Origin of the sequence: Bacillus sp. FSL W8-0770 (assembly GCF_038008705.1) — a bacterium.
Lineage (GTDB): Bacteria > Bacillota > Bacilli > Bacillales > Bacillaceae_G > Bacillus_A > Bacillus_A cereus.
Genome location: NZ_JBBOZR010000001.1, coordinates 965,134 through 991,639, shown reverse-complemented (window position 1 = coordinate 991,639; position 26,506 = coordinate 965,134). Strand labels below are relative to the sequence as shown.

The window sequence follows — 26,506 nt, the reverse complement described above, 5'->3', positions numbered from 1 at the left end:
CTATTAACCTCCTAAAGTTTTATATAATGTATCTTTATTTTTCTTCATTTCTGTATACACTAATCTTTTTATTAACATAACCATTTACGAAAAAAGCGAATAGTAAAAGCACTACAAGTGAACTACTTAACAAGTAAATTAAATCAAATGTAATATTAATCATCATTTCATTCATGTATACCAGGCTCCTTTTTATTTAAAGTAAAAGTATATTTTGATAGACTAATCTACTAAACATAGACATCTTACAATTCATCTTCAGTTAATCTCTTTGTAGTATATGTATACCCTTCCTAACCTTTTCTAAACGTAAAAAACTATAATTATATTTTTTCTTATTTATATGTTTAACACTTTTTAAAACGGGTATGTTTATATTGTTATGCTTACTATATGGAAAGGAATATTACGATGAACGCCATTCACTCTACTACTATTTCTTATAATGAAACACCTACAATAACTCAGATTCATCATTTTTATGCTTTAATGACAACATTTCAAACGAATGTATTTATAAGTAAACACGGAACACTTACTTCTATTAAAAACTTAAGCACTCTAGTATCCTTTTTCCTTACTGTAAAAAAGAGAGATCTTGTATTATTTATTTTTGAAGGAATAGATGCAAAAAGAGCTTTAAGAACACTCTTCCCTTCTTAGAATATTTGTTATCCTCTATTCCCTCGTTTACTACCTTTCATATATGTTTTTATATTTCAAAATGATTTCCTCTATAAAAAAAGAACCCCCTAATACAATAGGGGGATTTCTAGTTTAGCCTTATGAAAACTGATATAATATATATTACGTTTTTCATTCTTTAAAATAGAAAAGTTTTAATAACCTTGAAGGTAGGAATTTTTAATGAACTCGAAAGCAAAATTTAGTATTCGCTACAAAATTATGGCTGGTTATTTAGTTATCATTTTGTTCTTACTTGTTTCTTTCATTATGTTGAACAATGAGATTTCTAATTTACAAAAATCTCGTAATTTTATTATTGATCACGATTTTAAAGTTCTCAATTTAACAAATCAAGTGGAGAAAGATTTACTAACAATTGAAAATAAAGCGAAAGGGTTTATCATTTCTAATAATCCAAATTACGTACAATCTCTTAATTCTGCGGAAAAGGATTACGAAAAGCATTATCAAGATCTTTTCTCATTATTAGAGGATAACCCATCTCAGCAAGAAAAATTAAAACAGATTAACGAAAATATTATTAGTTGGATAAATAAAGAGATTCACCCGTTAATTGCAAATCATAATAGTAATAATGTACAAACAATCGACACGACTCAAATTCAGTCATTACAGTCACAGGTAACTAACTTCCGTAGCACTGAGGAGCAATTAACGAAAAAAAGAGCAGCACAATTAGATACTGAAAATAATAAATTAGAGATTTGGTTATACAGTTTATTGTTCTTACTTTCTTGTATTTCTATTATCATTTCACTCTATATTTCGAATTCCATTACAAAAACGATTAAAAATGTAATTCAAGCTATTAAATCCATTTCTTCTAAAGAAAAAATCACGGAAAGAATTCATGTAAACACACGTGATGAAATAAAAGATCTTGCTCATACAACGAATCACCTACTAGACGAAATATCGAAAAGAGAATGGTTACAAACGGAGCTTGCAGAATTAATTTTAATGTATCAAGGTGTATCTTCTATTGAGATGTTAGGTAAAAAAATTCTTAGTGGAATTATACAAAAAACGCAAACTTCTTGCGGTGCATTTTATGTACGTGAAGAATATGAAGAAACTGTCTACTATGTGAAAAAAGCTTCTTTCGCCGATCAAGGTGCTGATATTGGGAAACAATCCATTCAAATGGGTGAAGGTTTCATTGGACAGTCTGCCTTAGAAAAGAAAAGTTTTATTCTCAGGGATATACCCGAAGAGTTTCGTTATGTCACTAGCGGAGTATTAGAAATACGTCCTAAAAATCTATTAATCATCCCTATCTTATTTGAGGATGAAGTAATCGCAGTAATGGAGTTAGTAAGTGTAACTGAGATTTCAGATTTACATCAAGATTTAATTCAACAAACCGTTGATAATCTAGGTTTAACAATCCATAGCATTATGGGACGTATGCGAATTCAAACTCTTTTACATGAATCACAAGCAATGACAGAAGAGTTACAAGTTCAATCAGAAGAATTGCAAACGCAAGCGGAAGAACTACAAATGCAAGCAGAAGAATTACGAACAACGAATGAACAATTAGAGTCTAGAACGGAAGAGGCGGAGCAAAAGACAGCTGACTTACAAATTACTAAATCAGAATTAGAAGAAAAAGCAAGTGAGTTGTTGCGTAGTTCAAAATACAAATCTGAATTTCTAGCAAATATGTCACATGAATTACGCACACCGTTAAATAGTATTTTACTATTATCTGAAATGTTAAGAGAAAATCATGATAACAATTTATCCGACGATGAGATTGAATTAGCAACTGTCATTCATTCATCAGGGAAAGACTTACTTACTTTAATTAATGACATACTCGATTTATCTAAAGTAGAAGCAGGCAAACTAGACATCATTTTTGAAGCAACGAACATAAGTGACATGGCAGCCAATATGCATCAAAACTTTTTACATATAGCTGCACAAAAAAATGTCGAATTTACTATTGAAGACAGTGATACGATTCCTGATCTGTTTTATACAGATGCAAAACGGATTGAGCAAATTATTAAAAACTTATTATCCAATGCATTTAAATTTACAGAAAAAGGATCCGTTTCTTTACATTTCGATTCGATAGAAACAAGTAATTTAAGTCATGATATGCAGTCTATAAGTAAAGATTGGATTACAATTTCAGTAAAAGATACTGGTATTGGTATCGCTAAAGAACAGCATCAACTTATTTTCGAAGCCTTTCAACAGGCAGATGGCGCAACGATTCGGAAGTATGGTGGTACAGGATTAGGTTTATCTATTTGTAAAGAGTTTGCTAGATTGTTAGGTGGTTGGATTACGTTAGAGAGTAATGTAGGAGAAGGTAGTACTTTCACGGTATATATTCCTAACCTTCCAAATGGATTACCAGATATACAGTTATCCAATTTAGAAGTCGCAGCAACGATAGAAGATGTTATTCCTGCTGAAGTTGTTGAAGAAACTATCGTTACTCCCGAAACAAATAACGTCTTCCAAGAGAAAACCATTTTAATTGTCGATGATGATCATCGAAATATATTTGCGTTACAAAACGCATTAAAAAAACAAAATGCCAACATTATTACTGCCCAAAACGGCTTAGAGTGTTTAGAAATACTAAAAAGTAATACAAATATTGACCTTATTTTAATGGATATTATGATGCCTAATATGGACGGTTATGAAACGATGGAAAATATCCGAATGAACTTAGGGTTAAGTGAAATACCTATTATCGCATTAACTGCTAAAGCAATGCCAAATGATAAGGAAAAATGTTTATCTGCTGGCGCTTCAGATTATATAAGTAAACCATTAAATCTACATCAACTCTATTCGGTAATGAGTGTATGGTTAATAAAATAAGTGAGGTTTAGTTGGAGTGGAAAATAAGTATTATAATTTTGATCCATCAGTAGATACAGATGAGCGCACGAACTTAGAAATTGAATTACTATTAGAAGCAGTATTTAAACTATCAGGATTTGATTTTCGCCAATATGCTCGCACATCTATTTATAGAAGAATTTGTAATAGAATGCAGCTCTCTAATATCCCTACCATTTCAAAATTAATTGAAAAAGTAATTCACGAGGAAGGGGTTTTAGAACAGTTATTAAATGATTTCTCGATTAATGTAACTGAGATGTTCCGTAACCCTGCCTTTTTTAAAGCGCTTAGAGAGCATGTTATTCCTGAATTAAAAAAGCAACCTGAAATTAGAATTTGGCATGCTGGATGCGCAACTGGTGAAGAAGTATTATCAATGTCCATCTTACTTCACGAAGAAGGATTAAGTGAAAAGTCGGTTATTTACGCAACAGATATGAATACAAATGTGTTAGAAAAAGCAAAACAAGCTATCCTCCCGTTAAATAAAATGCAAACTTATACGAAAAATTATTTACAAGCTGGCGGTACACAAGCATTTTCTAACTATTATTCAACAGATAATCGTTTTGCTTATTTTAATCCATCACTTTTACAAAACATTATTTTTGCACAGCATAATTTAGTAACTGATCAATCTTTTAACGAGTTTCATATTATACTTTGTCGTAACGTTTTAATTTACTTTACAAGTAAACTTCAAAATCAAGTGCAGCAACTATTTTATGAAAGTTTAAGTCACAATGGTTTTCTATGTTTAGGAAATAAAGAAACGCTTCGTTTTTCAAATATAATGCCGCATTATACCCAATTTAATCCTAGCGAACAAATTTATCAAAAAATACAATAAAGTGAAACTTTAATCAGTGGGGTATCCCCCACTGATTATTAGTTGAACCAATCGGGCATTTACGGGCAGTTGATCTCCCACCTACCTTCTTTGCTTCAGACTAATTTTTTGGTAGGAGTCTTACTGCCCGTTAATGCGGGATAAAAAGCGTATGAAATCCTCTGTTTGGATTTCATACGCTTTTTATTTCGCATTCGTCTGTATCATAATTAGACACATATCATCTGATTGCGCTTTCTTTTGTTCTTCCTTGTAAAACCCTTCTATCTCGCCTTCTAAATCTCCCCATTTTCTTTCTGTAAAAGTACGTAATTTCTCTTCAGCCTCAAATTCATCATTTGCAATTGCTTCAAGAACACCATCTGTAAACAATACGATTTGAGCGTTCTTCTCAAAAGGTATAACTGTCTTTTCAACTTTTATTTCATCAAAAAATCCTACCGCACAACTCCCGCGATTTAGTTCAACCATATTTGTTTCATCAACTAAAACGTATCCAGAAGGATGCCCTGCATTTACATATTCAATCGTTCTCTTTTCTGTATCTACTACTAAATATATCGCTGTAAAATAATATGGAATATCGTCATTCTCATTATGTAAAAGAGTCATATATTTATTTAAGTCTTTAATGACAAGTTCTGGATCGATTAAAGATTTAATCGTTTCACGTAATACAGACGAAATAAACATACAAACTAATGAAGCAGATATACCATGTCCCATCACGTCTAATAATATAATACCGTAGCGGTTTTCATCGATTTTATACCAATAATACATATCTCCAGCTAATTTAAATGAAGGTAAGTAACTTGCTTCAATTTTTATATAATCTTCTCTTAATGGGCTACTTAATAAGTTTCTTTGTACTTGCGTAGCTAAATCTAATTCATTCCGAAGATTTTCTTCTTGTTCTTTATGCCAATTTAATTCCGATTTCAAGCGTAACGCTACACGCATACGTGCTAATAGTTCAACTTTATTTATAGGTTTCGTAATATAATCCATTGCCCCCATATCAAGAGCTTCGGCCAATTTATTGGCATCCTCTAAAGCTGTAACAAAAATAATAGGAATATCTTTAAACTTCTCCTCTTTTTGTAATCGCCTACAAACTTCAAGTCCATCAATTTCAGGCATCATAATATCTAATAAGATTAAATCAATTTCATTATACCTGGAAGAATCTTCTCCAAATTGAATGTATTCGAAAAGCTCTTGTGCAGAATTCAGCGATACAAGATCCTGATATCCGGCTTGTTTTAAAATTTTTTCAATTACAAAGATGTTAACCGGATTATCATCGACAATTAAAATGGACACAAGTTATTTCCCCTTTTCTTATTTAAAATGTAAATCTATTATCATTTTCTATTTTTCTAGTATTGCATACTCAGTTACAAAATGAAAATTTCCTACTCTAACATAATTTTTATACAGCAAAAGAACAAACCCCCAGAAATGAGAGTTTGTTCTTTCATTCTATAAATTTCCACTATTAATTTAACACCATTGCTTTGTCATTTAAAAGACGATCTAATTCTTCCATATGATTTGTTTCATCTGCAATCATATCTTCTAGTTTTACAACTAACTCTGTCATATTTAATTTCGCTGCCTGTTCTTTTCTCGTTTCATAACGCTTAATTGTCTCATATTCTGATTGTCTAGCGGACTCTAACATTTCTCTAACATCTTCTACTTGTTTCACTGGTAAAGGGATTGTAGTAGGTGTACCACCTAACGTCTTAATTTTCTCCGCTAAGTATAGGGCATGTCCTTGTTCATCACTAATTTCAGATTCAAAGAAAGGTTTTAACACTTGTCTATATATACCAGAAACTGTAGCTGCATTATGGTTATACATAATAATTGCTGAGTATTCTCCTGCTAAATCTTCATTCAATCCTTCGATTAGTTCTTTCACATCGTGTGACATTTTTATATCTCCTCCTATATTTAATAACTACCCCTTTTCTCATGTTTTAAACATAATGATTTTTAATTTTTATGTATCTAAAAATGCTGCTTGCTTCAATTTACTTATCGCTTGTCTTTTAATACGAGAAACGTGCATTTGTGAAATACCTAACCGTTCCCCTGTATCTTTTTGATTTAAATTTTCTCCAAATATATAATGAATAACACTCTTTTCTGTCTCATTTAATACGTTAAAAATATCCTTTAAAACGAGACGCCTTTCTGTCTCTTCATATCCTTGCTCTACTTCACCTACAGATTCAATCCTCGCTACCGAACTGCCATCAGATGAATTTTCAACTACATCATCTAAGGAAGATACGCGATAATTATTTTTCGCATCCATAATTTCTAGCACTTCCTCTTCGGATAGTCCTAAATGATCTGCAATCTCTATAATCTTCGGTGAACGCTGGAAACGATCTGTTAGCTCCTCTATCGCAAGTTTAATCTTCCCGCCTAAATCTTTAATTCGCCTTGGAACGTGAATACCCCAAGTTTTATCACGTAAATATTTCTTTATTTCGCCTACTATTGTAGGTATTGCAAACGGCTCAAAAGCATTCCCTATCGAATAATCATACCTTCTTATTGCACCTAAGAGCCCTAACATTCCTACTTGTATAATATCTTCATGCATCGGCCCACCTTTTGAATAGCGATATGCAATGGAGTATACAAGATTTTTATAGTGATTAACCAATCTTTCCTGTGCTTCATCACATTGGTTTTGTTGGAAGTCTGCAATTAGTTTAATAACGTCTTCTTTAGTAAGATTTGTAGGTTGAGATTGGATTTCCATCATTCTCCACCTGCTCTCTTTGTATATATTTTGTCATTAAAACTGTCATGCCCTCATCATGCATAATTTGTATATCATCCATTAACGTATTGATTAAATATAAACCTAAACCATTTTCTGGCAAATGTTCTACTGGTTTATTAATATCATACGGACCAACTTTACTTTTTAAGCTATTAAAATCAAAGCTAACTCCATTATCCGCAGCCATAATTTCTAATCGATCTTCATATAAGCCAAAGACAATTGTAATTTCTCCAACGTCTTCTTTATATGCATGTTGTACAATGTTTGTACATGCTTCACTAATAGCAATTTTCATATCTTCTATATCGTCATAAGCAAAGCCCATTCGATTCGCAACACCAGCCATTGTTAAACGAATAATAGCCACATATTCTGCTTTTGCAGGAATTTTCATTTCTATCTTTTCAAATCTCTCCATCATCCCTAGTCACCTTCTTTCTACTTTTTCAAAATCGGAATTCAAATTTAATATTTCTGTTAGTCCTGTAATATCGAATAATCTTTTTAGTCTTTTAGATACACCAATAAACTCTAGCTTTCCATCATTTTTCTTAACTGCTTTTAATAGAGCTATAAAAACGCCTAAACCAGTACTATCCATATAATCTACGTTATGAAAATCTACTACAATATGAACCTCTTTTTCGCTTGCAATAGGCATAATCTTATTTTTCAAATCTGATGCCGTATAAGCATCAATTTCACCATTAAGTTGTACTGTATAACCTACATCATTTTGCAAAATATTTATTGCCAAATTCATCATTTCCGCCCCCTTATCTCAAACTCTTACTATTTAATTACCCATAAAAATTAATTTTAAACATATTTTTTTATTTTCATTATAAATAAATTTTCTACACCTTTCTCGGCTTAACACTTAAATCGTACTAATAAATGTTTAAAACTTATAATTTTGTGTATGTATAATGTATAAACATTATTTTTAGGGGGATCTATCTATGGAAGAGCACAACTTTAAAAAGGGAGATTTTGTTCAATTTTCTTATCGACACGATCATGCTACAACGTTAGTTGGTTCCATTATTAACATACTAACAAATACAATTGTAGTTGATATAGGTAATAGCGAGGACTTATCTCATATAGAGCCAAGGCAGGTCGTAAAGATAAATAATTGTGAAAAAGTAACGATGGTTTAATACATAATAAAAAGTGTAATTTCAATGAGCGGGGGCCTTCATCCCCCGCTCATTCCTATGCAGATTACATTAAAAAAGCATCCAAATTAGTTCAATTGGATGCTTTTTTATGTATATTTATCAGTTCATTCACTTTATAGTTATATATAATAAACTTAAGATTACTATTCATTATCATACTTACGCTTTCCGCAGCATTCTAGAGAAGAATGTAACGATTAAAATAAAGACGATTGCACCTAATAACGCTGGAAGAATAAAGATGCCTCCCCATTCAGGACCCCAATGACCAAATAACGCACTACCTACCCAAGATCCAATTAAACCAGCAATCACATTACCAACTATACCTAAAGGAAAGTCTTTTCCCGTAATCATTCCGGCTAACGCACCAATAAGTCCACCTACAATACACGTAATAATAAGTCCCACAATTAAACCTCCTATATTGTTTTTATATTTGATTTATCAAGCTTTGGTATGTAACCAAAGCTTGATAAACATGTATCATTCTTTATTATCCAATCCATCACTTATCTTTTGTTTCACTTTTCCGACTTTTTCTTTTATAGTTCCCTTCGTCTTCTCCCACTTCCCTTCATTTTTCAACTCTCTATCTTCTGTAACTTCACCAATTCCTTCTTTTACTTGTCCTTTTTTCTTTTCAACTTTACCTTTAACCTGTTCTTTTAGTCCGTTCTCACTCATATTTACAATCTCCTTTTCGGAATAGATTTATAGATTTAAAGGATACAAATTTAAATAGAATACATGCATCTTCTTTCTTGTAACCATTCACCGACTCTTTCTAAATCCTTAACGAATAACAAGATTTTCCCTTCATCCAGTTTTTCTTCATAAAAGTTCGCTTCTTCCTCATTAAGCCCTAACTCTTGCATTTTATTTCTTAACTGATCTCCTGTTTTTTGAAAGACGTTAATAATGCTTGTCCCAAGTCCCTCCTCTTTTATCCCAATTGTATTCACGTCTGCATTGTCCGCAATTCTATCTGTCCTATCTTTCTCATGCGTTAATACGTAAATATCTTTTTGGTCTACTCCTTTTTTCACGAGATCATTCGCCGCATTCATGACCTCTTTCTCCGTAATAAATTCATATACAAAAGGTTTACTATACTTCGTTTCCATCTTTAACTTCCTCCTTTAAAATGAATTATTTGTTATATTATATGTAGTACACCCATTTTCGAAATGTTAAACATAAAATATGAAAAAAGTTATGTGAATTTTGATTTTAATAGAGAATGAACATCATCATTTACCACTTTAAAACATCTTCTCCTTACAATAACTACCTAAATTAACAGAAAATTGATATAATTAAGCTTAAGGAGGGATACTATGAAAAAAATCATATCTATATGCGCACTAACCGCTCTATCTTTCACTTTAATAGGTTGTACAAGCACCTCGGCTACAGATAAAGCTTCACAAGTTAAGCAAGAACATACACAAAATACCTTTCAATTAAATTCCGCTAATATTACAGACATTGAAATACTGAAAACAACAAATCATACTACTTCCAAATCTCAAACAGACAACGAAAAAATGATACAATCTATCGTTTCAGCAGTCCAAAAAGGCACTCCTAAACAAATCACACTAGATCAAAAAAAGAGAGAATCTGCACATTCTACTATTACTGTTACATATAAAGATGACTCAAAAGAAGAATTTCTTGTGTGGGCTGATAATAAGGAGCAAATTACGATTGCTAAAGATGAGAAGAAAGATAAGGTAGAAGGTGTGATAGTGAATATTAAAGATGCTAAAATAATGAAGGATTTCTTTTAAAATTCTAATTAACGTTAAAAAAAAGTAGGATTACATCCTACTCTTTTTTTAATCATGCTCAATAAATAGACCTTTATAAAATCTATTTAAGGTCTAATTTTGCTAAATCATGTTGTAAAACATTGTTTCCTTCTTGTGGATTAAATACGATTGCACTAAGACCAAAAACATTCGTAACAACATCTCTATCTTTCGGACGAATGATTCTTACTTCATAAGCAAAAAGTGCTGGAGGAAGAGCTGCTGAACGAAAAGTAACATATCGATTAGGTGGCAATGTTTGTGTTGAAGGGTCTATTAATGGTAACAATACCGGAGAACCAGATGACCAATCAAACATTTCAACTGTTACTCTACGAGTATCATCTGGATCAACATTCATAGCTTCAACAGTAAGAAATAACGTAGCGGAATGTCTACGTAATACACCCGTTGACAAAGTTTCATTGTAATGTTTATGACATCTTCCAGGAGGATGACCATAGCCATAGCTCATATCAATTCCCCCCTTTCATTTACAATTAAGGACAAGTATTCCTTATAATATATAATGCTAGTATTCTTTTAATGAAAGGTATAAAAGCGGATTTCTATCTATTCGCTCTTAAAGAATAATATGGATTCTCCTGTTTTTCCTTTGAACTCCTGCTAAGAATAAATCTATTTTGAAAAGGACCTGCTCCATTTATTCGTAAAAAGCATAAAGTAAATGGAATCCGTTAAAACACATGAGTGAACCTTTGTTTTTCTCCTCCTATTTAAAGGAGGAACTATTATGGGCTTTGGTGGTAGTTGTGGCGGCTGTGGCTTTGCTGGAGGATTTGCTTTATTAGTTGTATTGTTTATTTTATTAATCATCGTTGGAGCTGCTTGCTTCTGCTAAAAACTATCGAAAGGACGCTCACGTTAGAGTGTCCTTTCTTCATGAAAAAAGCTCTACGCAATGTGCAGAGGTTCAAGTGTAACGAATACTTTAAAAATGTAGTATTACATTCCCCCCTCCAAAATGAACTTCAATGCTATAAATTTCGTTTAAGTGCAATCTTAATATTTTAGTTTAATAGCAATATGGTGAAACTTTATTCCCAACAATATCGCTATTGCACCAAAGTAAAACAAACTGGACAACCTAGATTTCAAAAGGAAGACACCTTAAAGGTTGTCTTTTCTTTATAAGTAAAAAAAACCCGCCTATTTCCGTAGGCGGGCTTTATCTTTATTACACAATATGAAAGTATACTCTCTTTTTCTTTGAAATTTTATGTAATTATACATATTCATGAAAATAGAAGAAATGAAATTGTACGTTTAGATACAATTTGGCAACAAACTAACTGTTTTCTTGTACATTAATAGACAACTACTGCAAGAGTTATAGTTTTTATGTTTTCATTTATCTTTTTAATCAGATGAATGCTTTTTTTAGTACATAATAAAAAATATCCAGAAAAACTGTCACAAAATCCGTTTTTCTGGTTTCTCTATAATACAGGTATCAAATTGAAAGTGAGGTTTAAACGAACATGTTAACCATAGAAAATGAAGAAAGTCATGCTTCTGATATGACCTTTGAAGATTTATTTAAGCAGTACTATGCTTACGCTGTGAAACAAATCATCTGGATTGTTAAAGATCAATCTATCGCTGAAGAGTTAGCACAAGAAGTATTTTTACAATTATATCGTAGTGATTGGAAAGGAATTGAAAACATACCTGGATGGTTGATTAAATCTTCTACTTATGTAGCCTATAACCATTTTCGATCTGAAAAAAGGCAGCAAGCGAAGATTGATAAAGAAATACAATACCATGAAGTACACAATGTTTCATCATTAGACGATGATTGGATAAGAAAAGAAGAAATTACAAAGGTCCAAACGATACTAAATAAAATGAATGATCGAGAACGAACCCTTTTACTAATGAAATTCTCTTGTTTTCAATATAAAGAAATTGCAGAAGTACTTCAAATTGAAATATCTTCTATTGGAACATTATTGGTCCGAGCCAAAATGAAATTTCGCAAGATTTATAAACAAATGGAGGAGGCATAACAAATGAAATGTTATGATATCGGGTTTATTCAAACATATATTGATGGAGAACTTTCTCATGATATAAGAAAGGAATTCACAAAACACCTAGATACATGTGAAGCATGCCAAGATTTATTAATAGAAATTAGTAAATTAAATCAATGGGAAAACGTAATGCTAGATGAAGAATCTGCAAATTCACCACAAGAAATCAAAATTGATATAGAACAAGCATGGAAAACATTTGAAAGTCGTTCCAAGTTAGACAATGTTTCTAATATAAATCACAAAAAACAACAAAAGAAGGGACTCTTTACAAACATGAGTAAAAAATCAAAACGTTTTATTTATACAGCAGTAGCTGCAGCAGCACTTTTCACAACAGCAATGATTCCACAAGTACAAGTGGCGGCTACAAATGTTGCTTCCTATTTTTCTAATGCAATTACAAATGATAAAGTTGTAAATGAAGGAATAAAAGATGAAAATGGTATCACACAAGATATGATGAAGAATGGTAAATATATTCCTATTGATGAAAAAATTACAGATCAAGGTATTACTGTACATCTCAAAGAAGTATTTATCGTAGATTCACGTATATCAGTTCATTATAGAATGGAAAAAGCGGACGGAAGTTTAGTACCATTTGAATTTGATACATCAGGATTAGATCTTGAGAATGATGGTAAAATTAATGGGCAACAAGAGGAAAACCCTGAGATTAAAAATGACGGGAGACTATCATTTATCCATGATTCAGATGATTATCTTCCTTTTGAACTTATGGCAGCAGGTAAAAAGTTAGATAAAATAGGCATTCGTGATAATGATAGACCTGAAGGTGTTGCTACATTTGTTATAACTACTGAAGAAAAAGACGTTTTTAAACAGCCTCTTACTTTAGACGTAAATATAACTAGAATTGGAAAAGTAATTGGTTCTTGGAAAGCTCAAATTCCAATTGATACTTCACATTTGAAAAATAATACGAATTAACATGAAAAAAAGAATAGAACAATATGTATCTAATTCTCAGTTTATATGTTTCCTTGTTTTCATTACATTTATTTCGTATATAGTTTTTACTCTATATTTTATTTATGATTTAAGTTTATAACCTTAAATCAATCATTTAAGACCATTATAAGAAAAAGCCCTCTAAAAAAGTGGGGGAATAAATAACCGGTTTCTTAACGTATAAGGAATCGGTTATTTTGTATTTAAAATGCGTCTAAACGTACAATTTTCTTTTTTTATAAAAAAGCAAAGATACCCTAAGGTGACTTCCTCCGATTTGAACCATCTTAATTTTAATAATATGTATTGGACTTCCGTGCAGCGGTTAACAAGAAAATAATAGCATTGATGACACCTAAAAGTCCCTGCTTAATCCACATAGATAATGCAGCATTTGTGCCAATGGCTAGAAAAATAAGCCTTACTGTGTATCTATTGAATCTCAGTATAGACAACCTCCGGATGGGACTATATTTAAGGGAATTTCATTATTTTTTTGTTCCGTAAAACATTGTACTTCCTAGTGAAGAGAAATTCAGTTTTACTTCTATAACTCGCCCTGTTTCCACTCTTTATTATGGATATCTAATCCTTCTTGACCAAAGAAATGGAGAATAAATTCTTTTTCATCACTATCAATTTTTTTAGCTAGTTTAGATCCCTCCATACTTTGCTTTTTTCCTGAACGTAAATAATGAATTTCTTCAAAGTCTTTAACTACAGATTCGAACTCTCCATCATACCATTTGTTCAGAATAGATTCATATTTTGGTTTTTCATCATTATTAATAACATTTAAGTTGTTTTTTAAGTATTGAATGTTTTCTTTCGTCATTTGAAATCGCCCTACATCACGGGTACCGGAAACATGAAGATTATTCCCATTGAATGTGAGTTTTTGTAAAGACATATGTATCATCATATCATTTATAGTTTGCTCGTTTTGGATTTCACCAATCGACTGTGCTGCTTTAGAGAGTTCATCTTCACTTACTACATAACTATCTTTTTGCTGCTTTTGAATGATTTGAACTTTCGGTTTTTCCTGAACCTTTTCTTCTTGTTTAGGTTTTGGTTCAGTTGTAGTCTTCTCATTTGAGCTACAAGCAGCCATTCCCATAAGCAATGTACCGCATGTTAATACCATTAGTAACTTTCGGTTCATTTTTTTCCGCCTATCTGTATTAGTTATTTTAAACAGTTTTTTTAATGTAAGATTTCTCATCTCATAGTAGCAAAGAATTTATCTGTATATTGTCATGTTTTGTCGAAGAATAATAAAAAACAACCTAGATCCTATAGGATCTAGGTTGTTTTTAATACGTAAACGTAATCGTCACTAAAGAATACCCTTCTTTCGCATTGTACGGCTCCGCTTTATAAGAAACTCGGTTTGCCCCTTGCGGATAATCGATTTCGCCAATTACCTTTTTCACATCTTGTAGTGCACCATTCATTGATTGCTTGTATAACACTTCAATTTTCTCTGGTTTTGCACTATAGCGTTGCTGCATTTTATTTTTTAATTCAGTATAGTTATTTGCAATATATTCATTTCCTAGATAGTTTAACTTTGTATCTTTTAATATTTGCTGATATGCAGGCGTTTTCTTACTACCTGCCGCAATTTTATTTGTCAGTGTACTATAATAATTTGTTGTCGCTTGCGGATAGTCTCCGCGGTTCCACTCATGATTTTTTGCGATTTGTTCATCTGATAAATTGAAATACGAATACGTTACGCGGCCCTGCTCATCTGGAACCGGATCATCGAATGTTGTATCAAGGTGATACCATTTGTTTTCGATTTTCACTAAATTCCAAGCATGAGGTTGTCCGTCCCCAGTTCCTGTCACGAAATGATTTTCAATTCCTGCTTCTTTTAATAATTGATAAGTTAATAGTGCGTAACCTTGGCAAACCGCAGAACGATTTACAAGTGCTTCATATGCTGTGTAAGCTTTATAAGACGTATCATAAGAAACATGCTTTACTACGTAATCATGAATCGCCTTCACTTTTTCGTGATCATCCATTCCAACTTGAGTGATAGAAGAAACGATTGCTTTCGCTTGTTTCATGACATATTCCGTCTGTTCTTTCGTTTCACGATATGTAATCTTAAGCGTAAACGTATAATTTCCAGGTGATCCAGAAAGTCCATATGAAACATTCGATCTATTATTATTTGTATACTCATTTTTACTTGCCACTTCTTTATATGCGTTAAAAAGTGTATTCATCACTTCGTCTGTATTATTATTTTTCGTTTTATATGGCAGTGTAATATTTGTCTCGTATGTATTAATACGCTTTTGTACTTCCTCTTTAAACGCTGTTAATAATGCCGCATCCCCTGTATCTTTCACATCAGCATTTTTATACTTCAAAGTTTTATATAAAAACTGCGCATACTGTTCACGTGTTACTGTGCCATACGGTTCAAAATTCCCATTCCCTGTGCCATCTGCGATTCCATTTGACTGCACTGCACTAATTGCATTTTCTGCCCAAAATGGATTTGGAACATCCTTAAAGGTATGTTTTTGTTTTGCCGCAAGATGGAAAGCATTCGTAAGAATTTGTGCCATTTCCGCACGATTCACAGAAGCTTTCGGTCTAAATTGGCCATTTTCATCACCTTTAAAAACTCCTAAATTCGTTAAAGTTAATACCTCTTCTGGGAACATTGTAGAATTTTGATTAATATCACCGTAAGGATTTTTAAACGTAGATCCATCCTTTAATACGTAACGAGTTCCATCATTACTAAACGAACCGCCTTGTTTATTCGGTACTAACACTCGATAAATTAAAGCCGCAACTTGCTCCCTTGTCGCAACATCTCCAAAACCAAATATCCCATTTCCATAACCAGAAATAATATTCTTACTTGCTAAATCTTTAATCGCAGGATATGACCAATGTGATGTCGGCACATCAGAAAAAACACCCACTTCAGCAGCTTTCACATCACTGCCATTTGTATATAACAACGCACCACCAATAAATGATAATGATGTAATTGATTTTAATAGTTTTGTATACATAATGTCTTCTCCCAATACGTTCTCTATTTTTGTTGGTTTATGTCGAAAAATCTAAAAATATGACAAAATATATTATACAATTAAAAGTTTTTAAGGGATATATTAAATTTTAAAATATGCAAAAATTCATATTGTTATAAGGATTCATAGTAATATTATGTTATTTTACTTGCGAATATATAAATAAAAAAAACGCTCATTTGAGCGTTTCATCTATATACCTAATAATTACTTTTTTCTACACTTCGAACTCTTCTTCTGTAATAATCCTTTGATCTAACAACTCTTTATACTCCAATATTTCTTTAGCCCCACGGCTCTCCATGCGTATATTGTATAACACTTTTTGTATTGACCTTTGCTTGGTCCGTTGAAAGGTTTACTCCATTTAGAAATAGTTCTATTGAATTTTTCACCACTAGCCACAAAAATATCTTATAATCTTTATATAATAAATTACAGTATTAGGGGTAGATAAAATGCCAGTTACACTCGAACTTATTCTTTTCATTCTTATAGCAATTAGTGCTGTTGGCTATTTAATAAAAGAATTTCAAAAAACTAGGAAACGAACACTTGGAATTTCACTAGAATTTTTAGTTCTTTTCTGGTCAATATGGAGAATATCAACTCTCATAATCTAATTTATAAAACATGAATTCCTTCGAATGAAGTGAAACTTTAATCAGTGGGAGTTTTATTCATCCCCCACTGATTATTAGTTAAACCAATCGGGATTTTACGGGATAAATTTACCAGTATTTTTACCACAACATTCATGTTAAAATCCCTTGTGAGTACGACATAACTCGACCTTATGAAGCTCCGCAGCTTTTATCGCGGAGCTTTTTTTATTTAAATTAACGCTTTTGTTCACTTTTTTGATACATTTACGAAACATTCATATGTTACGTTATATAAGTCCTTTTTTAAATCATATTCATTCTAGCAAAAAGTCCTAGTCCCCCTAGGACTTTTTGCATTCAAATAATGAATTGTCTTTTTTCTCAATAACCGAAGCTATTTAACGTGTTAAAATAATAATTGGACTGGCATCCAATACCATATTACAATGGAGCAAATCGCAAGAAGGCACCTTAGAGTGTCTTTTTTGTACATAAAAAAATCTTACCATCTTATAGAAACGATAAGCCCTTTAAAACAATAATTGCAACTATATTAACTTTACATTACATTAAGGTTAGAGAATGTTCTTATATTAATAAAGTGCTAAATAGTAGGTGAAAAAATGGAATTTAACGATTTGGGTATTACCATTAAAGAACTTAGAATTAAAAAAAATATATCACAATCCGACTTATGTCACGGAATATGTTCACAAAGTCAAATTAGTAAGATCGAAAAAGGTGTGATTTATCCGTCTAGCATATTGTTATATCAATTATCAGAAAGACTCGGTGTTGATCCAAATAGTATATTTGCACTAACTCAAAACAAGAAATTAAAATATACAGAAAACGTAAAATACGTAATGAGGGATTGCATAAGGCAACATCAATATAAAGAGCTTTATGAAATAGTAACAAGAGAAAAATACACAAATAATTTTCAAACAAAAGAAGATAAACAATTTCTAATATGGCATGAAGCAATTGCTATATATTGTGTGAATAACTCAACAAAAGTGGCTTTAACTCTTTTAAATAATGCACTAAAACTAACTGTAACCAATATTGATTTTTTATCAGAGAGAGAAATAGATATTCTACATACAATGGCTATACTTCATGCAGAAAACAAAGAATACAAAAAAAGTATTACTATCCTTAAAAGATGTTTAAATAATTTTAACAAATTAGATTTTCCTAGAGATAAAGAAATTAAATTGAAAATCATTTATAATTTAGCAAAAAATTTAAGTTACACATATCAATACGAAGAAGCAATAAAATACATTGATAAGGGTATCCAATTAGCTATTAATCTAAATACTTTTTACTTATTGGGTGAACTATACTATGGAAAAGGTTCAAATTTATTAAAGCTTAAACAATATAATGAAGAAGATGTTGCTAATAACATGAGAAAATCATTATTTATATTTGAATTAACAAAAAACGAAAAAAAATTACAAATAATTAAAGAAGAATATTTCGAAAACAAAAATAACCACTCATAATTTCATAAAAACTACTTACAAATCCTACAGAAAAAATCCTTATAGCTTTTAAACTTAGATCGATAATATTAAAATAATTTAAGCCGGCGGAAGGCACCTTTAGGTGTCTTTTCTTTATTTTTACAAGGACCTGCTCAATTAATTTTTAAAAACATAATAAGGAATATTGTTTTATTTATCTCATTTTCATTCATGCTATATATAAAATTCGTTAATAAACCCACCTCAAATACTAGTTCCTTTTATAAGCCGTTTTTTTGATGTAGATGACATTATTCTCAATACAATAGAATGAATTATTGGAACATACTTAGCAATATATATCAAAAAATAATATTAAGAAAACCCCTCCACCTTAAGGTAGAAGGGATCTTCTAATTTCTATTTCAAGCTACCCAAAATTTCTGTAAAGGTACCCTAAGCGCATGTGTATCTGGATATCCTAAACTTCTTTCACCAACTACCACTCCTCTGCCGAACGATCTTTCACCGATAGATTGTATGCCGTGAAGTGCTACTTGTAACATTTCAATTTAGATATACGACAGTAAAGAATACATTATCACAGTGTCAGCAAGCAAAAGTGTATTCTGCATTTCTGAAAACAGTAGATGGCAGATTGTGACCTACTGAATCTGCTAAGAAAGAATATACAAGAACATCCTTAACATCCTCTTTATTTCCACTAATGATGACATCAAGGAAATCTTCTATTTGAAATTCTGGAGTAAACAACACAATCTTAGTTGTTCTGTTTGGTTCTAAAGAAACAAAAGTACGAGAGATTTCAACTAATTCATTTTGAGTTGGGAAAAAGGTGTTTCGACTTCTCTTAACAGTTACCGTTACATTACTAGTATGGCAGCGTGAATCATTGTTTAACATAATGTTGAGAGCAGTTGGAATAATCCCATTTTCAGAAACTGGAACTCGAAACACTCCAGTAGATTTATGAGCCATATAATCAGATCCTTCCAAAATAAAATATATTTACAATATATTAAATGCAAAAAACGTTCATTTTGATATGGACAAATTATGTAATTAATATATTTATAATAACCCTTGGTATTACTAAGCCAATGTTTTAAAAGATTAACAAATATCGCGAGAACCAATCGAATGTATATTAAAAGTAAAAAGAATAAGATGTCTAAAAGATCCCCTATTTTGAGCCAATAATGAGACATTATGTTAATCTTATATGTATAGCTGCACAAAATTGAGAAACTTAAGGAGACAGATAAATTTTATGAGAAAATTATCTATATTACTTACTTTCATTCTAGTATTAGTCAGTATTACGGCTGCTTGCACACAAGATAAAACAGATAGTGCCGTTGAAAATGGTCCAATAGAAGAACCAACCGCAAAAAATGAAAATGAAGAATTAATAAATTTTGAAGAAAAAGAAGAGATAAGCCGCTTGGAACAAGGTATTTTATTAGTTGGTGAGAGTGTTAAGGGAGGCTATTACTTGACCGCTGTTCAAAGTGCATATTTAAATGCTAGCAACGATTCCGTCATTGTTAATGTCTCTGTAAAAAATGTACGAGGTCAAACGATTGGATTATCAGAATTAAAATATAACTTAAAAGATGAAAAAGACGGAAAGATCTATAAAGGAAAGGTGCTTGATCAAAACCCTTCTGATATACAAGTTAAACCAAATGAAACGGTAGAATTGAAAATAGCTTTTGAAGTACCACGTACCGCAGATGAATATATGTTTTATATTGAAAGCTCTTTAGACCCTCTACAAACATACTGGAAAATTGATAAGCTGCAATCACAAACAAACTAAATCTGAAATAAGCAAAAAGCAATGAAAAATTTGATATAGATACAAATGAATACTATATAAACGTAAGACCATCGATTTAATGAATCGTTGGTCTTTTTCAAAAAATGCCCCATTAAAAACTAAGAGATAAAAAAGAACTAATCTCTAGAAGAGATTAGCTCAATATATCCAAAGCTATTATGGTACATAGTTTTATGAGCAAACGTTATATAGTGTTGTATGGGATACATAACCTGTCATCCCTTTATATGTAACTTTTAACCACTGTTTAGAATTACTGTAATGACCTTGAACATATTCACCAGTTACCCATGTTCCAGTAATTTTCGTACCATCATTAAATGTATGTAAGACAGGTGAATCGACAGTATAACCACTGCGCATCTTTGCACCATATACACCTACCGTACCTCCCTTTGCACAAGCTGCTACTACTGTTTCATTTTCAGTAGTATTCGTAGCCGCGAAAGCAGAGCCGTTAAATGTAAATAAAGTAAATATAAAAGCTGTTAGTACTGTACAAATAGATAAACGACGTAACAAAATAAATTCCCCCTTTTTTTATAATTTACTTCTTCACAAATGATTATCTTAAATATTCTAACTATTTTCAATATATTAATGTTGAGAAATATTAGTTGTATTTTTGAAATAAGATTTTATCAAAAATAGTAACAAACTCATATTTTACAGGGAGAGCACCGAAAGAAGTCTTCTACATATCAACTATATAAAAGTCCCTCCACCTTAAGGTAGAGGGACTTGCTAATTCCTATTTCAAACTACCCGCAATCTCCGTAAAGATAACTCCAAGCGCATGTGCACCTGCATCAGGGTATCCTAAACTTCTTTCGCCAACTGTACCAGCGCGGCCCATGCGTGCTACGATTTCTTTCGTGTACTCTGCTCCTTTAACCGCTGCTTCTGCACCTTTTTCAAAGGCAGTTTTTACGTCTACTTCGTTTGAGGCGCTATCTAACCAAGAATCTACACATGGAGCAAGCGCGTCAACAAGTGTTTTATCACCAACTACTGCTCCTCTACCGAATGATCTTTCACCGATAGATTGTATACCTTTCAGTGCCGCTTGTAACATTTCACCGAATTCTTTCACTGTTAGCTCACGTTTTTCGCCAGCTGCTTTACTAGCTGTGCGGAATGCACCGCCCCAAATTGGACCAGATGCGCCGCCGCAATGTTCCATAATAATCATCGAACAACCATCAAGGAATGATCCGATCGTTATATTCTCTTGATCTACGATAGAATGCCATTCACGTTTTAATCGTTTAAATCCTTTTGCAACACTCATTCCGAAGTCACCGTCGCCAGCATGCGTATCTAGCTCACAGAACGGTACTTCATTTTTAATAATAACGTCGCTCATTTTATCAACGAGATAAATCATGTTGTTTAATGTAATGACATTATCTTTAATAACAGCGTGTTCTTCCGCCGTTTCTAGTTCAAATGAAACTTCCTTCTCTTCTGTTTCTTCAAGTACATTTACATACTCTACACTTTCAACTGGTCCATCTACTTTAAACGCTGGTGTATTACATTCTTTTGATAGTAATGTTTTTAACTCATCATCTAATTTCATTACAGTTAAAGACATACCAGCCATATCGATACTCGTCATATAATTACCGACGAATACTCTATTAATTTTAATGTTTCTTGCAGCTAATTCTCTCGTAACGGCGTTGTTAAATAAGTAAAGTTCTTGCAGTGGTGTTCCGCCAAAACCGTTAACTAGAAGTGCAATTTCTTCGCCATCTTTTACTCCTAAATCTTTTACAAGATCATTTGTCATACGGTTAGCTAATTCATCAGCCGACAACATTTTTTCACGTTTAATTCCTGGCTCGCCGTGAATACCTACGCCGTATTCCATTTCATCTTCCTCAAGTGTGAAAGTAGGTGATCCGCTCGCTGGAACTGTACAAGACGTTAACGCTAAACCGATTGTACGCACGTTAGCCGCTGCTTTTTCTGCGACAGCTTTCACCGCTCCTAAATCCATACCTGCTTCCGCTGCTGCGCCGGCAATTTTATGAACTAAAATAACTCCTGCAACGCCGCGGCGTCCTACTGTATACAGACTATCTTCTACCGCAATATCATCGTCCACTTTTACGTAGTCGACTTCAATTCCATCTTCCGTCGCTAAATGCGCACCGTTTTTGAAATTCATAATATCGCCGCTGTAATTTTTAATAATTAATAACGTTCCTTTTTTACTAGCTGTTTCTTTAATTGCTTGGTATACCTGAATTTGTGAAGGAGAAGCAAAAACATCTCCGCACACCGCCGCATCTAACATTCCTTTTCCGACTAATCCTGCATGTGCCGGCTCATGGCCACTACCGCCGCCACTAATTAACGTTACTTTGTTTTCGTTCATTTCTTTCTTCTTAATAACTTTATATTTTTTCAAAAGTTCAAGCTCTGGGTGAGCCATAACCATTCCGTTACACATTTCCATTACTAATGTTTCTGGTTTGTTTATAATCTTTTTCATTGTGATTATCCCTCAATTCCTTTAATATATTGTGATATATTTGAAATCTTCTTCTTACTACTCATGTTAAAATGAAAGCGTTTTATAGTAAACGGACAAAATGGACAATCTGTCTAAAGACACCGCTCTCATTTATAGATAGGATTTTTATATTACTAACATTCTAGGGATGATTCAGATGACCTCTTCTATAATTTCTAAAAAGATAATCGCGAACTCATTGAAATATTTAATGGAAACAGAGTCGTTTCATAAAATATCAGTGAGCGATATTATGTTACACTGTCAAATGCGTAGGCAAACTTTTTATTATCATTTTAAAGATAAATTTGAACTATTAAGCTGGATTTATAGAGAAGAAACGAAAGAAAATATTATAGACTTTCTCGATTATGAAAAATGGGAAAACATTTTTGATTTATTATTTGATTACTTTTATGAAAATCAAAAATTTTACCGAAATGCTTTTAAAGTTATTGAGCAAAACTCGTTTAATCACTATTTATTTGAGCATACGAAAAACTTATATATGAAGATTATTGATGAACTATCTGTAAGCTGTGGATTCAGCCTTTCTGATGAGACAAAAAATACGATTGCCTCCTTTTATAGTCACGGCTTCGTTGGAACGATAAAAGATTGGATTGAAAGCAAGTGCGAAGTAGATCCTTCCATTATGTCTTCTCTTATGAAAAATATGATAAACAATCAATTACTACTATTACTTGAGCAATCAGCAAAGTAATTAAAGGGTGGCAAAAGCAATGAAAAAGATTATGAATGATGTACAAAATATTGTTCAAGATATGCTGCATGGCTTTTATTTTGAACATAACGACAAAGTAAATTACGACGAAACAAATAACATCATTTATGTAAAGGATATCGAAAAACTAAAGCAAAACGTCGCGATTATAAGCGGCGGTGGTAGCGGACATGAACCCGCTGATATTGGCTATGTAGGAAAAGGTATGCTTACAGCGGCAGTAAACGGCAGCATTTTCACTCCGCCTACAGTGGAACAAATTGTAGCGGCTACTCGCCTCATGCCAAAAGATAAAAGTATTTTATTCATCATTAAAAACTTTAAAGATGACGTTGAGAACTTTCTAGCGGCTGAGCAGATCGCTAAAGAAGAAGGAAGAAAAATTGACCACATCATCGTAAATGACGACGTTTCAATTGAAGATGATGCTTCTTTTAATAAAAGAAGACGCGGCGTCGCTGGTACTGTTTTCGTTCAAAAAATACTTGGTGCGGCTGCTCTTGAAGGTCATTCTTTAGACGAACTAACAACAATTGGCCGTTCTGTTACAGAAAACTTACACACATTAGGAGTTGCTCTTTCACCTGCAAACGATCCAGTGAAAGGAAAAGCTTCATTCACATTAAACGAAGATGAAGTCTTTTATGGCGTTGGTATCCACGGCGAAAAAGGTTACCGTAAAGAAGCACTATCCTCTTCTGAAATATTAGCGATCGAACTAATGAACAAACTTAAAAGCATTTATCGCTGGAGAAAAGGAGACAACTTTGCCATCCTTATTAACGGACTCGGTGCAACGCCATTAATGGAACAATACATTTTCGCAAATGATATTCGCCGTTTGTGTGAACTGGAAGGATTGCAAGTTACATTCGTAAAAGTTGGTACACTGTTAACTTCTTTAGATATGAAAGGTGTTTCGCTTAGTTTGCTTAAGGTAGAGGATTTGGATTGGGTGAAGTGGTTGAAGGTGGATGTTAGAGTGGGTAATTGGTAAGTAAAAATTATGATGATAAAAGCCTTTAACTATAACAAGTTAAAGGCTTTTTACAAATTGAAATATCGCACGAGCGTTCAAAAGAAATTCGTAATTACCTCACTGGATGATTACAGGTCTTCCAAATAAAGCTGGATGATAAATTAACATTGCACCTACAAATGAACACACTAAACAAAAAACAACCTCGTATTTTATGACTAAAGGAGAGTTCGTATCAAACTCTTTTTCCTCTCTTTTCAATATCAATTTAAATAACGCTGTATATAATACATACCCAACTATCGCCCCAAGGGTATTCGTAAATAAATCATCAATATCTGTAATTCTATTATTTAGTAATTGATTTAACTCAATTGCCAATGAAAAAAGGAATCCCGCGCATACGGTGTTTTTCATTTTTCTAAACTGCGGCCAAATAGTCGGTAATAGAAAGCCGAACGGCATAAACAGTACAATATTTAAAAGATACGTCGTACTACCTGCCGTATCAAATAGAGTCAAGTTGATTTGACTTACACGAATCCACGTTTCATATCTACTTATATCCCACACAGTCGCGATTTGCGTCACCTTATACACTAGCGAAAGATAGAATAGAAAAACATATACCCATAGAAAATGCCGAATAGATATGTTTCTTTTCGCTTTAAAATAAAATCCAATTTGAAACAAAACACAAAAAATTATAGTGAAAAAATACGTATACAAATAACTAATCAAAACTCCTGTATGCATGTGGAATCCCCTAACTTTACATTTTCATCTATTATTTTAGAATATAGTTTAAGAACCAGTACTTTGTTCATATATTTAATCTTCTACTTTGTCTTCGAATATAGGGGATATACTAAAAATAAAAAATCCCCACTCCTTCATTTTCAGTCTCCTCCTTGATGTAACTTGTTTATAGGATAGGAAAAACTTTTAAAATAAAAAGTGGGGTAAATATAAAATTTTTCTTAAATTTTATGTTAGTTTTTATTATTACTCTTATTAGGAATCCGCTATTCGTTGTTAGGTAACGCCATGCTTACACCTATAAAAGTATTGAATTACTGAAGAATTCTGTCCTCAATATAACAGCAGATTCACATCAAAAATGTAAATCCTCATTTCCTTCGTATTTTCCTTTATTAAGTCTTTTTCTTATAAATAATTCTGCCAAAATTAAATTAGGTACCCATGCTAACCAAGCAATAATAGCGTAACTAAGTTCAAACCGCTCTATTCCAAATAGAACGATAAACAAGGGTAGCCAAATTCTTAATGTAACTGCTCCAAAGGTTAAAGAATAATTTCTAATCATCCAGTTCCGATGCTCTTTAATTTTTTTATTCTTAACTCTATGTAACGCTTGATATGCTGATGTTAGCCAAAATACAGATAACAAACCAAAGCCTAGCTTCGCTACCAATCCTCCCGTAGCATAAAAGGATAGGTATAGTCCAGAAACGCCTCCTAATAATATACCAACCATGTAGATTCTCCCAACTATTCGATGACGGTTGATATTCCTCTCTCTAAATTTAGTGGATAATGTGAAAGGACCAATTACTAATGCTACTATACTAGTTGTAATATGTATAAATAGCATCATATACCAGAACGCACTTAATTTAGATCCAAACATAAGCTTCGCTTTTACAAGCCCTGTTTGAAATCCATCCATAATAGAATATTGGACAACAATATAACCAGATACTAAAAGAGCAAAAAAAGTGAATACAAACCAAATTTTTCTGTTCAAATTTTACTGCCTCCCCATTACATTCACGAAAATTAGATTATATATTACTGTTCATTCTCGGGAAAAATAAAAAAGCCTTCTAGCGAAATGAAGTGACCTCCGAAAAAGGGACATTTAATAGATTAAGATTTCCAAAAATAATGAATATATATGTTATATTGTTAGACGTACTGAAAAAGCTAAACAGTACAGCAA

The 26,506-nt window shown here is 32.3% G+C and carries 29 protein-coding genes and 1 pseudogene; 12 read left to right on the top strand and 18 right to left on the bottom strand.

The features are described from left to right. Positions 1–34: 34 nt before the first annotated feature. Positions 35–175, bottom strand: a complete 141-nt coding sequence (locus NST27_RS05215) for a hypothetical protein (RefSeq protein WP_001004571.1) — start codon at positions 173–175, stop codon at positions 35–37. Between the two features lie 236 nt (positions 176–411). Here NST27_RS05215 and NST27_RS05210 point away from each other — a divergent pair, with 236 nt between their 5' ends. From NST27_RS05210 to NST27_RS05200, 3 genes are all read left to right on the top strand, one after another. Continuing rightward, positions 412–663, top strand: coding sequence for a hypothetical protein (locus tag NST27_RS05210; RefSeq protein WP_000991357.1), 252 nt, complete (start codon positions 412–414; stop codon positions 661–663). Positions 664–867: 204 nt separating this feature from the next. Beyond that, positions 868–3,558, top strand: a complete 2,691-nt coding sequence (locus NST27_RS05205) for an ATP-binding protein (RefSeq protein ID WP_001084956.1) — start codon at positions 868–870, stop codon at positions 3,556–3,558. Between the two features lie 16 nt (positions 3,559–3,574). Then, positions 3,575–4,432, top strand: coding sequence for a CheR family methyltransferase (locus NST27_RS05200; RefSeq protein ID WP_000429043.1), 858 nt, complete (start codon positions 3,575–3,577; stop codon positions 4,430–4,432). 183 nt (positions 4,433–4,615) lie between these two features. Here the strand turns inward: NST27_RS05200 and NST27_RS05195 are convergent, their stop codons facing one another. From NST27_RS05195 to rsbV, 5 genes are all read right to left on the bottom strand, one after another. After that, positions 4,616–5,758, bottom strand: a complete 1,143-nt coding sequence (locus tag NST27_RS05195) for a fused response regulator/phosphatase (RefSeq protein WP_000025537.1) — start codon at positions 5,756–5,758, stop codon at positions 4,616–4,618. A 175-nt stretch (positions 5,759–5,933) separates the two neighbouring features. Next, positions 5,934–6,374, bottom strand: coding sequence for a ferritin-like domain-containing protein (locus NST27_RS05190; RefSeq protein ID WP_000017755.1), 441 nt, complete (start codon positions 6,372–6,374; stop codon positions 5,934–5,936). A gap of 69 nt (positions 6,375–6,443) precedes the next feature. After that, positions 6,444–7,220: an RNA polymerase sigma factor SigB gene (gene sigB / locus NST27_RS05185; RefSeq protein WP_033689128.1), complete on the bottom strand. Its 777-nt coding sequence runs from the start codon at positions 7,218–7,220 to the stop codon at positions 6,444–6,446. Next, positions 7,183–7,665 carry an anti-sigma B factor RsbW gene (rsbW, locus tag NST27_RS05180; protein WP_000970580.1) on the bottom strand — a complete coding sequence of 161 codons (483 nt, stop codon included), beginning with the start codon at positions 7,663–7,665 and terminating at the stop codon, positions 7,183–7,185. Before rsbW ends, sigB begins: the two co-directional genes overlap by 38 nt. Positions 7,666–7,671: 6 nt before the next feature. After that, positions 7,672–8,010, bottom strand: coding sequence for an anti sigma b factor antagonist RsbV (rsbV, locus tag NST27_RS05175; RefSeq protein ID WP_001986277.1), 339 nt, complete (start codon positions 8,008–8,010; stop codon positions 7,672–7,674). Between the two features lie 196 nt (positions 8,011–8,206). Here rsbV and NST27_RS05170 point away from each other — a divergent pair, with 196 nt between their 5' ends. After that, positions 8,207–8,407 carry a hypothetical protein gene (locus NST27_RS05170; RefSeq protein ID WP_000391014.1) on the top strand — a complete coding sequence of 67 codons (201 nt, stop codon included), beginning with the start codon at positions 8,207–8,209 and terminating at the stop codon, positions 8,405–8,407. A 180-nt stretch (positions 8,408–8,587) separates the two neighbouring features. Here NST27_RS05170 and NST27_RS05165 read toward each other — a convergent pair whose 3' ends face one another. The 3 genes from NST27_RS05165 to NST27_RS05155 all read right to left on the bottom strand — a co-directional run bounded on the left by NST27_RS05165 (position 8,588) and on the right by NST27_RS05155 (position 9,555). Further along, positions 8,588–8,839: a GlsB/YeaQ/YmgE family stress response membrane protein gene (locus NST27_RS05165; RefSeq protein ID WP_000522902.1), complete on the bottom strand. Its 252-nt coding sequence runs from the start codon at positions 8,837–8,839 to the stop codon at positions 8,588–8,590. Between the two features lie 75 nt (positions 8,840–8,914). After that, a complete protein-coding gene (locus tag NST27_RS05160) occupies positions 8,915–9,115 on the bottom strand; it encodes a CsbD family protein (RefSeq protein ID WP_001293469.1) in 201 nt (66 codons plus the stop codon). 50 nt (positions 9,116–9,165) lie between these two features. After that, on the bottom strand, positions 9,166–9,555 hold the full coding sequence (locus NST27_RS05155) for a general stress protein (protein WP_000448821.1): 390 nt from the start codon (positions 9,553–9,555) through the stop codon (positions 9,166–9,168). 213 nt (positions 9,556–9,768) lie between these two features. Here NST27_RS05155 and NST27_RS05150 point away from each other — a divergent pair, with 213 nt between their 5' ends. Next, complete coding sequence (locus NST27_RS05150; RefSeq protein WP_000720861.1) at positions 9,769–10,224, top strand: hypothetical protein; 456 nt, start codon at positions 9,769–9,771, stop codon at positions 10,222–10,224. Between the two features lie 82 nt (positions 10,225–10,306). Here NST27_RS05150 and NST27_RS05145 read toward each other — a convergent pair whose 3' ends face one another. Then, positions 10,307–10,720, bottom strand: coding sequence for a hypothetical protein (locus NST27_RS05145; protein WP_000120207.1), 414 nt, complete (start codon positions 10,718–10,720; stop codon positions 10,307–10,309). Positions 10,721–10,999: 279 nt separating this feature from the next. On the opposite strand from NST27_RS05145, the gene NST27_RS05140 reads away from it, so the two are divergent. The 3 genes from NST27_RS05140 to NST27_RS05130 all read left to right on the top strand — a co-directional run bounded on the left by NST27_RS05140 (position 11,000) and on the right by NST27_RS05130 (position 13,259). Further along, positions 11,000–11,107, top strand: coding sequence for a YjcZ family sporulation protein (locus tag NST27_RS05140; RefSeq protein WP_000505670.1), 108 nt, complete (start codon positions 11,000–11,002; stop codon positions 11,105–11,107). Positions 11,108–11,747: 640 nt separating this feature from the next. Then, on the top strand, positions 11,748–12,278 hold the full coding sequence (locus tag NST27_RS05135) for an RNA polymerase sigma factor SigX (RefSeq protein ID WP_000955502.1): 531 nt from the start codon (positions 11,748–11,750) through the stop codon (positions 12,276–12,278). A 3-nt stretch (positions 12,279–12,281) separates the two neighbouring features. Then, positions 12,282–13,259 carry a DUF4179 domain-containing protein gene (locus NST27_RS05130; RefSeq protein WP_047385702.1) on the top strand — a complete coding sequence of 326 codons (978 nt, stop codon included), beginning with the start codon at positions 12,282–12,284 and terminating at the stop codon, positions 13,257–13,259. A 568-nt stretch (positions 13,260–13,827) separates the two neighbouring features. On the opposite strand, the gene NST27_RS05125 is transcribed toward NST27_RS05130, so the two are convergent. Both NST27_RS05125 and NST27_RS05120 read right to left on the bottom strand, forming a co-directional pair. After that, entirely contained in the window at positions 13,828–14,445 is a 618-nt protein-coding gene (locus NST27_RS05125; RefSeq protein WP_001080427.1) for a DUF6241 domain-containing protein, read from the bottom strand. A 151-nt stretch (positions 14,446–14,596) separates the two neighbouring features. Next, positions 14,597–16,330 carry an S-layer homology domain-containing protein gene (locus NST27_RS05120; protein WP_000288166.1) on the bottom strand — a complete coding sequence of 578 codons (1,734 nt, stop codon included), beginning with the start codon at positions 16,328–16,330 and terminating at the stop codon, positions 14,597–14,599. 1,249 nt (positions 16,331–17,579) lie between these two features. Between NST27_RS05120 and NST27_RS05115 the strand changes: the two genes are divergently transcribed. Next, on the top strand, positions 17,580–18,470 hold the full coding sequence (locus NST27_RS05115; protein ID WP_000395461.1) for a helix-turn-helix domain-containing protein: 891 nt from the start codon (positions 17,580–17,582) through the stop codon (positions 18,468–18,470). A gap of 443 nt (positions 18,471–18,913) precedes the next feature. Here NST27_RS05115 and NST27_RS29520 read toward each other — a convergent pair. Beyond that, positions 18,914–19,000, bottom strand: a pseudogene (locus NST27_RS29520) (dihydroxyacetone kinase, ATP-dependent); the annotation flags it as partial. Between the two features lie 40 nt (positions 19,001–19,040). After that, a complete protein-coding gene (locus NST27_RS05110) occupies positions 19,041–19,430 on the bottom strand; it encodes a hypothetical protein (protein WP_000940659.1) in 390 nt (129 codons plus the stop codon). Positions 19,431–19,722: 292 nt separating this feature from the next. Here NST27_RS05110 and NST27_RS05105 point away from each other — a divergent pair, with 292 nt between their 5' ends. Continuing rightward, the gene (locus tag NST27_RS05105) at positions 19,723–20,274 is read left to right on the top strand and encodes a DUF4352 domain-containing protein (RefSeq protein ID WP_001228898.1); all 552 of its coding nucleotides are present in this window, start codon (positions 19,723–19,725) and stop codon (positions 20,272–20,274) included. Between the two features lie 192 nt (positions 20,275–20,466). Here the strand turns inward: NST27_RS05105 and NST27_RS05100 are convergent, their stop codons facing one another. Continuing rightward, positions 20,467–20,817, bottom strand: a complete 351-nt coding sequence (locus NST27_RS05100) for an SH3 domain-containing protein (RefSeq protein ID WP_000946195.1) — start codon at positions 20,815–20,817, stop codon at positions 20,467–20,469. A 229-nt stretch (positions 20,818–21,046) separates the two neighbouring features. Continuing rightward, positions 21,047–22,798: a dihydroxyacetone kinase subunit DhaK gene (dhaK, locus tag NST27_RS05095; protein ID WP_000720754.1), complete on the bottom strand. Its 1,752-nt coding sequence runs from the start codon at positions 22,796–22,798 to the stop codon at positions 21,047–21,049. Positions 22,799–22,976: 178 nt separating this feature from the next. Between dhaK and dhaS the strand changes: the two genes are divergently transcribed. Further along, a complete protein-coding gene (gene dhaS, locus NST27_RS05090) occupies positions 22,977–23,543 on the top strand; it encodes a dihydroxyacetone kinase transcriptional activator DhaS (protein WP_000204212.1) in 567 nt (188 codons plus the stop codon). Between the two features lie 19 nt (positions 23,544–23,562). Continuing rightward, on the top strand, positions 23,563–24,561 hold the full coding sequence (dhaQ, locus tag NST27_RS05085; RefSeq protein ID WP_000723356.1) for a DhaKLM operon coactivator DhaQ: 999 nt from the start codon (positions 23,563–23,565) through the stop codon (positions 24,559–24,561). Positions 24,562–24,660: 99 nt separating this feature from the next. Here dhaQ and NST27_RS05080 read toward each other — a convergent pair whose 3' ends face one another. Then, on the bottom strand, positions 24,661–25,299 hold the full coding sequence (locus tag NST27_RS05080; protein ID WP_000556855.1) for a VanZ family protein: 639 nt from the start codon (positions 25,297–25,299) through the stop codon (positions 24,661–24,663). A gap of 358 nt (positions 25,300–25,657) precedes the next feature. Next, positions 25,658–26,311, bottom strand: a complete 654-nt coding sequence (locus NST27_RS05075; protein ID WP_001080294.1) for a DUF2306 domain-containing protein — start codon at positions 26,309–26,311, stop codon at positions 25,658–25,660. Positions 26,312–26,506 lie beyond the last annotated feature (195 nt).